Source organism: uncultured Bifidobacterium sp., from assembly GCF_963540075.1.
Lineage (GTDB): Bacteria > Actinomycetota > Actinomycetes > Actinomycetales > Bifidobacteriaceae > Bifidobacterium.
This window is the reverse complement of sequence record NZ_CAUTOG010000058.1, coordinates 1-7,130: the sequence shown is the minus strand read 5'-3', so window position 1 is coordinate 7,130 and position 7,130 is coordinate 1. Positions and strand designations below refer to the sequence as shown.

At 62.9% G+C, this 7,130-nt stretch carries 7 protein-coding genes; 3 read left to right on the top strand and 4 right to left on the bottom strand.

The genetic code is table 11. The annotated features are described in order from the left end of the window. Together RWX87_RS06210 and RWX87_RS06205 are read right to left on the bottom strand one after the other, a co-directional pair. Positions 1-218: PLP-dependent transferase (locus tag RWX87_RS06210; protein WP_314688694.1), on the bottom strand; the 218-nt coding region annotated here is incomplete at its 3' end. Between the two features lie 164 nt (positions 219-382). After that, positions 383-934: a PadR family transcriptional regulator gene (locus RWX87_RS06205; protein WP_314688692.1), complete on the bottom strand. Its 552-nt coding sequence runs from the start codon at positions 932-934 to the stop codon at positions 383-385. 209 nt (positions 935-1,143) lie between these two features. On the opposite strand from RWX87_RS06205, the gene RWX87_RS06200 reads away from it, so the two are divergent. Beyond that, positions 1,144-1,758: an NADPH-dependent F420 reductase gene (locus tag RWX87_RS06200; protein WP_314688690.1), complete on the top strand. Its 615-nt coding sequence runs from the start codon at positions 1,144-1,146 to the stop codon at positions 1,756-1,758. A gap of 896 nt (positions 1,759-2,654) precedes the next feature. After that, the gene (locus RWX87_RS06195) at positions 2,655-3,026 is read left to right on the top strand and encodes a pyridoxamine 5'-phosphate oxidase family protein (protein WP_314688687.1); all 372 of its coding nucleotides are present in this window, start codon (positions 2,655-2,657) and stop codon (positions 3,024-3,026) included. A 311-nt stretch (positions 3,027-3,337) separates the two neighbouring features. Here the strand turns inward: RWX87_RS06195 and RWX87_RS06190 are convergent, their stop codons facing one another. Beyond that, on the bottom strand, positions 3,338-4,195 hold the full coding sequence (locus RWX87_RS06190; protein WP_314688685.1) for an ADP-ribosylglycohydrolase family protein: 858 nt from the start codon (positions 4,193-4,195) through the stop codon (positions 3,338-3,340). Between the two features lie 10 nt (positions 4,196-4,205). Continuing rightward, the gene (gene aqpZ / locus RWX87_RS06185) at positions 4,206-5,024 is read right to left on the bottom strand and encodes an aquaporin Z (RefSeq protein WP_314688684.1); all 819 of its coding nucleotides are present in this window, start codon (positions 5,022-5,024) and stop codon (positions 4,206-4,208) included. 642 nt (positions 5,025-5,666) lie between these two features. On the opposite strand from aqpZ, the gene RWX87_RS06180 reads away from it, so the two are divergent. Then, the gene (locus tag RWX87_RS06180) at positions 5,667-6,779 is read left to right on the top strand and encodes a hypothetical protein (RefSeq protein WP_314688683.1); all 1,113 of its coding nucleotides are present in this window, start codon (positions 5,667-5,669) and stop codon (positions 6,777-6,779) included. The last annotated feature ends 351 nt before the right edge of the window (positions 6,780-7,130 follow it).

Here is a 7,130-nt window from a genome sequence, read left to right as displayed (position 1 = left end):
GAGAACGCGAAGCCGCGGGTGCCGTGCTCAAGCTGCGCGATCTGCTTCTCAAGGAACTCACGGGTCGGATTGCCGCTGCGCGCGTAGTCCCAGCGGGGCATGGAGTCGACCGATTCGAACGCATAGGTCGAAGAATTGTAGATGGGCGGGTTCACGGCTCCGGTGGTGTTGTCGTTCACCGGACACCCGTGGACCAGCTGGGTATTGAATCTCGTCATGTCGCACCTCCCGCTGGGTCTCGGCGCGGCCATCTGGCGACCGCTCTTCTGCGACCCTAGGACGGCCCGGTGCGCCCACCCAAGCCGGGAGCCATAGAGGTTTCTTATAGGGGGTTCTCAAGCCTCAACGCGCGTAGACGCGAGACGTCGCCAACACCGTCGTTTCAGATGCCGAGCGACTCCTCCGACACGCCGGCGCCAAGCATGTCCCCCAGCCAGTCGAGCTCCGCGGCCACCTGCACGTCATGCAGGGCGATGATTCCGCGACGATACGGGTCGCCGATCTCCTTGGACTCCAGGGCACGACCGGAATCACAGTAGAAGAAATGCACGGAGGTCTGGCTCAGATAGTCGTAACGACGACGCAGAACGGCGTCACGGTCGGCCTTGCCCGGAACGACCGCAAGGAAGGTGAGCACCACCGACCATCTGTTGGAGTCGGTGACGTCGAAGCCCTTCGTCTCACGCAGGGTGTCAACGAGCCGGTCGCGGCCCGCATCGAGCAGCGCGAACTCTCGCCGCTGCCTTCCGTCGCGCATCTCGTCGCGCTGTGATATGAGCCGGGCCTCGGCAAGTCTCTTCGTGGCAGGGTATATGGCGCCGTCGCTGAAGGCGCGGGCGTATCCCTGCAGCTGTTCCATCTTCTTGCGCAGCTCGTACCCGCACATGGGCTTCTCGGAGAGGAATCCCAGGATCATCGTTTCAATGAGGCTCATGTTTGTATTGTAATACCTCGAAACGACACGCCGCGTTTCGCTATATCTCGATTCGATGTATAGTCAGTACCGACGCAACGGATACCTCGAAACGAGAGATTGGAATCAGCTTCCACGGTTGTGGAGGCAGATTCCCGATTCGGCTCGCGACAGGGACCGGAGCGACATCCGGCACATGCCGGAAAACGGCATAACACGAAGGGACAATCATGAGCAGCATCACCGTCATCGGAGCAGGAAACATCGGATCGGCCGTCGCCGGAATCGCCGTAAGATCCGGGGCCTCCGTCCAGGTCATCGATCGGGACGCGGCCAAGGCCAGCGCCGTCGAGGGAGCAACCGCCGTCACCTACGGGGACGCCATCACCGGCGACATCGTCGTTCTCGCGCTCCCCTACCCCGCATTCAACGACGTGCTCGCGACCTACGCATCGCAGCTCGCCGGCAAAACCGTCGTCGACGTGAGCAACCCGCTCGATTTCGGTACCTTCGACCTTGCCCTGCCTGCCGGCGTGAGCTCCGCCGCCGAGGAGCTCGCCTCCAGGCTTCCTCAATCAACCGTCGTCAAGGGCTTCAACACCACCTTCGCCGCCACCCTCGCCAGCGGCGTCAACGACGGCGCCCCGACCACGGTGCTTCTCGCCTCGGATGACGAGGACGCCAAGAGGGCCGTCTCCGACTTCGTGACCGCCGGTGGCCTGCGCGTCCTGGATGCCGGCCCGCTCAAGCGCGCCGCCTATCTCGAGGGCATCGGCGCCATGCAGATCATTCTCGGCGTGACGAACCAGACTCCGTGGACCGGCGGCTTCAAGATCGTCCGCTAAGCGACCGTTAGGCGTCCGTCGGGACGCCAATCGGACCGTCGCCGGCGAGGCCACCCGTATTCGTTGGGCAGATTGAAGCAGAGTGGGTGGCTACGCGAACAATCCCATCAAAGAAGTTCCGCGGAAAATCGCCCTTTCTGGTTTGCGGAATTTTCGGTCCCAGAAGAAGCCCGCCCAGAATCGCAACAGACCGCCCAACGAAGCGAACCAGACGCCCAGCGAACACGGAACCGGAGGGAATGGCGGCGGATTCCGCCGCGGCGAAGACGACCATCGTCCAGCGCGGCGGCTGTGTCTGACCTCAAGGTCGACCCAACCGCCGCGCCCCTCTCTCCCCCTCTTCTCTCGTCACGTTCTTCTCTCTCATCATGAAGGGGCAAACGCGCGAGATGATTCGGTGCGACCTTGCCCCGGCCCTTCTCGCGTCAGGGAACGGCGAATGAAATCCTAGGGAATTTCCAGAGAACGCCATAGAAGCGCCAACCTTCGGCTGGTTATCTATGAACTGTCGACGAAAGCCGGCGAGACTTCCTCAGAAGCCCCATAACTGAACCCTTCTTCTCTCTCCAGGAAGAGGCCCGGCTTCGGCCGGGCCTCTTCCTTTTCACGCTTGCAACGGAGGAGCACCCGGCATGCAACGACCATGAGAACTCGCTTATGCGAGAGAGAGGAAGAGAGGAGAGGGGAACCGCCCACTGATTCACCAAGGGCGGATAACAGGGAAACGCCCCGACTCACTCTCATTTTGGGAGTAACATGGGCGACGACCAGACAGGATGGGAACCGGGAGGCCTTCCGCAACTGCGAAGCCCACTGCACACAGGATGATGCAAGGCCTTCAGCACCGTTCCGTCGACGACTCGGAATCAATCCCGACCAACCAGAAGGAGCACGGAATGAGTGTAACGATCAGCGCCGAAGCGAAGAAGGTCCTGGACGACAATCTCGCCATCCAGGCCACGGTGAACCCCGACGGGACCCCGGACATCGGCCCCAAGGGGTCGCTGCGCAGCTACGACGACACTCACATCATCTACAACGAGCGCACCGCCCGCCAGACCCTGAAGAACCTCGAGAACGGATCCAAGATCATCGTTCTCGCGGTCGACCTTCCCCACCACACCGGCTACCGCTTCTTCGGCACCCCGCATCTGTATGCCCCCGGCACCGCCATCTACAACGAGGCCGTCGAATGGGCCAAGAACAACGGGCAGAAGGATCCGGCCTTCGCCGTCCTCATTGACGTCGAGCGCGTCGACCACCTGTGATCGGCGGCCGCCGTCCTGGTCAAGGATGTCGGCATCGAACCTGCCTCTGACGCAGCGAGGACCCCCGGTGAACGCCGGGGGTCCTCTTCTATCCACCCATGACATCGGACATAACGAACCGATCCGGACCGAACGGATGAAATCAGGCCGACGACCCGCCGATGACCCGCCGATGACCCGAGATCGGACCGACAGGAACAGGGAGGACAACGGAAGAGGACACCAACGGATGGCGGCGGCCTGGGAGCGCCGCAGGCAGGCCGCGAGCACATCGCAAGCGGCCTATGGTCACCAGGCCCGCCGCGCCGGATTCACGTCCTACGTCGATCCCGATACGCCGGGCACGCCTTCTCGAAGGCCTCAAGACGATCCAGAAGACCGACGCGACGCAGCCTCTCCCTCTCGTTCTGTTCGTAGCCTTCGGGCATGCCGAACATGGCCTCCGCGATGGCGCCGGTCATGGCGCATTGGGTGTCCGCGTCGCCGCCAAGACGCAGCGTGCTGCGCAGCGTCGACTCATAGTCGACGCTGGAGTCATCGAAGAAGGCGCACAGGGCCTCGGGAACGGAATGCTGGCAGGTCTCGTTGATTCCATATCCGGACGCGACGATGTCATCGACGCTGCGGGACAGATCGTAGGGGAAGGCACCGTCGTCTCCATCGAAGCGGGCTTCCAGCGCGGCGCGTATCTTCTGCTTGGAGGAGCCCATGCGGGCCATGAAGACGGCGAGCGCAACGGCCTGCGCGCCCCGGATCCCCTCGGGATGCGAATGCGTCGGCAGCGCGGTGAGCCGCGCAAGACGCAGCACCCCTGACTCGTCGGACGCCCACCAGGCGACAGGGCTCACGCGCATGGCGCTGCCGTTGCCGAAGCTGCCGTAGGAGCCGCGGCCGCCGGCCAACGCCCATTCCACGAAACGTGTGCCCCAGCTCACGCCCGGATAGTCATGGACATCCACGACGAAACGGCGCGACAGCAGCTCCACGAAGGCGTCATCGTCCCTGCCATCCCAGTCCGTCAGCGCCTTCGCCACCGTGCAGGTAAGGATGCTGTCGTCCGTGCAGTCGTAGTCGCTGCGCGCCAGCTCCATCGTCGCGACGTCTCGGGGCGCCCCGGAGAACTCCGAAGGTGCGCCGACGACGTCGCCGAAACATGCTCCGTAGGTCATGGGGGAATCGTCAGGCCGTGGTGTACTTTGCGCCGAAGAACGGGCGGTACAGGAGGCCGGCGAGCAGACCGCCGACGATCGGGAAGACGATGAACACCCACAGCTGGCTCCATGCCCAGCCGCCGCCGTACACCGCGGCCGCGATGGAACGGGCGGGGTTCACGGAGGTGTTGTCGATGGGGATGGTGATCAGATGGATGAGCGTGAGCGTCAGACCGATGGCCAGAGGGGCGAAGCCTGTGAATCCGACGCGCGCTGTGGTGCCGAGGACGACGAGTACGAAGATGGCGGTGAAGACGATTTCCACGGCAATGGCGCCGCCGATGCCGAAGCCGCCGGGCGAATGCGCGCCATAGCCGTTGGATGCGAAGCCGCTCGAGAGAGCGGCGGAGAAGAAGGCCGAATTCGACGAGGCGATGAGGGCGATCAGCGAGGATCCGAGGATGCCGCCGATGACCTGGGCGATGATGTAGCCGGCGGTCTCGCTCCAGGGGAACCGCCCGGCGGCGGCGAGGCCCAGCGTGATGGCGGGGTTGAAGTGCCCGCCGGAGATCGGGCCGAAGGCGTAGCAGCCCACGATGACGGTCAGACCGAAGGCGAGGGCGACGCCCAGATGCCCCACGCCGACGATGTTGCTGCTGGAACTGGGGAAGGTGGCGTCGAAAATCGCGGTGCCGACGCCGCCCGCCACAAGAAGAAGGGTGCCGATGGCCTCGGCGACCATGCGATGAAGGAAGTCATTGCCGTCCTTCCGAGAAGCGTCCTTCTTCTCGGCCTTCGCCGGGATGCCGGCGGAGGAATCTTCGGAAACTGTCGAATCAGCGCTCATTGCGGACTCCCTTCTCGATGACGGCGCCGGATATGGCGCGAATCGTCATAACGGTTATGACCGGAGATGGTTATCCGGGCATCGAATCGCGATTGCACCGGAAGCCCATCCCCACCTCAAGGATAGTCAGGATGAGACACAGACAAGACGAAGCCCATCCCAGAAGTTGTGAGAACACCGGCTCCCATCAATCCCTCAGCCAATGCCGACACGGCTCCGACGAAATCCCAATCGCACGCACATCAGGGCGCCTCATACTTTGTTTCAGGCCCCGGTTCTTCCCCCTCTTCTCTCCCCGGGGCCTTCCTCTTCCCTCATAAGCCGCTTTTCACTCCTTTGAGTGTGTCCTCCCCGTTCGTTGTGTTTCGTCGCCTCGATTCATTGTTCTTGTTCCCGTCCTTTCCACCCCTCGTGCTCGTCGATTCTCTTGATTACCCGTCAGAAGGCCGTCGTTGTCCATAACCGACATCGCGTGGGCCGCATATGTCCATTCCCATTCGGCGCTCGTTTTCCGAAGCCGTCGCCTTGAGCCTTCCCGTTCATGCCCAGCGACGACTCCGGCGCTAGGATGGGGATGGCGGGGTGTACGGCTAACGCACGGATAAGACGGTACGGATCGGGCACCGCGGAAAGTCAGGGGATATGGTCAGATATTCCAGGAAGTCGATCTGGGTCTTCATCGTCGCGTGGCTATGCGCTGCAGCGACGGCGATGGCCGTCAGCCCGACCCTGGTGGGCGCGGCGGGAACGACCAGTTCGTCGCAGCAGTCTCTCGTCCAGGTTCAGCAGACAGTCGCCGAGGCGGAATCCTCCTATGCCACGGCGCTGTCAAAGGCCGATTCCGCTGATGCGGCGAAGACGGCCGCCCAGACGACGGTCACCGAAGCCCAGAACCGCATGACATCGGCTCAGCAGGCCGTCGCCAACGCCCAGAAGAACCTTGACGATGCGGAGTCCTCCCTTGCCGACAACACGCAGGTCAAGCAGGCCGAGACACTGGTGTCGCAGCTGCAGTCCCAGATCACCAGCACGCAGGCCACCATTGCGGCGCTGAACCGGGCCATCGCCGCAACCACGGTGGCAGCCGTGAAGAGCGGCATCTCCCAGGCGCTGTCCACCGCTCAGACGAAGCTCGCCGATCTGGAGACCGCCCTGACGAACGCGAAGGCCAAGGCGGACGCGGTGCGCGACCAGATCGTCGCGGACGCGCAGGCACGACTCGCTCAGGCGAAGCAGACGCTGGAATCCGTCAAGGAGGCGCTTGCCGAGGCGCAGGCGGTTCTCAAGCAGGCCGAACAGACCGCGGAGACCGCGCACGAGGCGCTGACCAAGGCGAAGGATGCCCTGGCTGCCGCGAAGGCGAAGCTGGACACGGTCATCGCCGCCATCAACGGAGCGATCGCCAAGGGGTCAGGATCCTCTGGCTCCACGACCGGGACAGCGAGCTCGGGAACCGGCACCGGTACGAAGGATACGGCCGCATCCATGACGGGTGGAACTGCAGGCACGATCGCGCCGGTGGCGACCACGTCCACCGTCTCCCCCTCCTCGGCAGCCGACTCCTCCCCCCTGAAGTCCCTCGAATCCACCATGGCAACAACGGGTGCTGGAGTCCTCGCCGCCGTCGTCGCAGCGCTGGCGCTTGCCGGGGCCGGGGCATGGTTTGTCATCGCAGCGCGTCGGAAGCAGCAGACTGAAACGACGCGACGTCTGAGCGAACCGAGGGGAAAGCAAACGCCAACGAAAGCTGCATGAGAAAAAGGGCGAAGTCCGCGCTCAAGTTGGATGCTGTCGTGTCACAATCGGTTTTGTCACGACGAATGCCACTACACAGACAACTGTGCAGAAGTCGTTGGGGATCTCTTGATTCGTCATCTCTCAATGGCAATAATCGAGCCGCACTTCGCCGATATTCAGACTTTCGCAGAAGGTCATCCATTCACCGCACATCACCCATTCACGATTATGGTTCCGATGTTTCCTACTCGCTAAGGTCAGCCATCCATGTGACGAGACTGTCACTTATCCCGAAGTGGTAGTCGAACGAAGGCTCTTGAAGACAATCGATCATGTCTGATCTTCAGGGATATCCAACACGTCATTGAT

What these genes read in the sequence shown, in the direction of transcription:
- RWX87_RS06205 (WP_314688692.1), bottom strand. Translation starts at nt 934, where the DNA reads ATGAGCCTCATTGAAACGATGATCCTGGGATTCCTCTCCGAGAAGCCC.
- aqpZ (WP_314688684.1), bottom strand. Translation starts at nt 5,024, where the DNA reads ATGAGCGCTGATTCGACAGTTTCCGAAGATTCCTCCGCCGGCATCCCG.
- RWX87_RS06190 (WP_314688685.1), bottom strand. Translation starts at nt 4,195, where the DNA reads ATGACCTACGGAGCATGTTTCGGCGACGTCGTCGGCGCACCTTCGGAG.
- RWX87_RS06195 (WP_314688687.1), top strand. Translation starts at nt 2,655, where the DNA reads ATGAGTGTAACGATCAGCGCCGAAGCGAAGAAGGTCCTGGACGACAAT.
- RWX87_RS06180 (WP_314688683.1), top strand. Translation starts at nt 5,667, where the DNA reads ATGGTCAGATATTCCAGGAAGTCGATCTGGGTCTTCATCGTCGCGTGG.
- RWX87_RS06200 (WP_314688690.1), top strand. Translation starts at nt 1,144, where the DNA reads ATGAGCAGCATCACCGTCATCGGAGCAGGAAACATCGGATCGGCCGTC.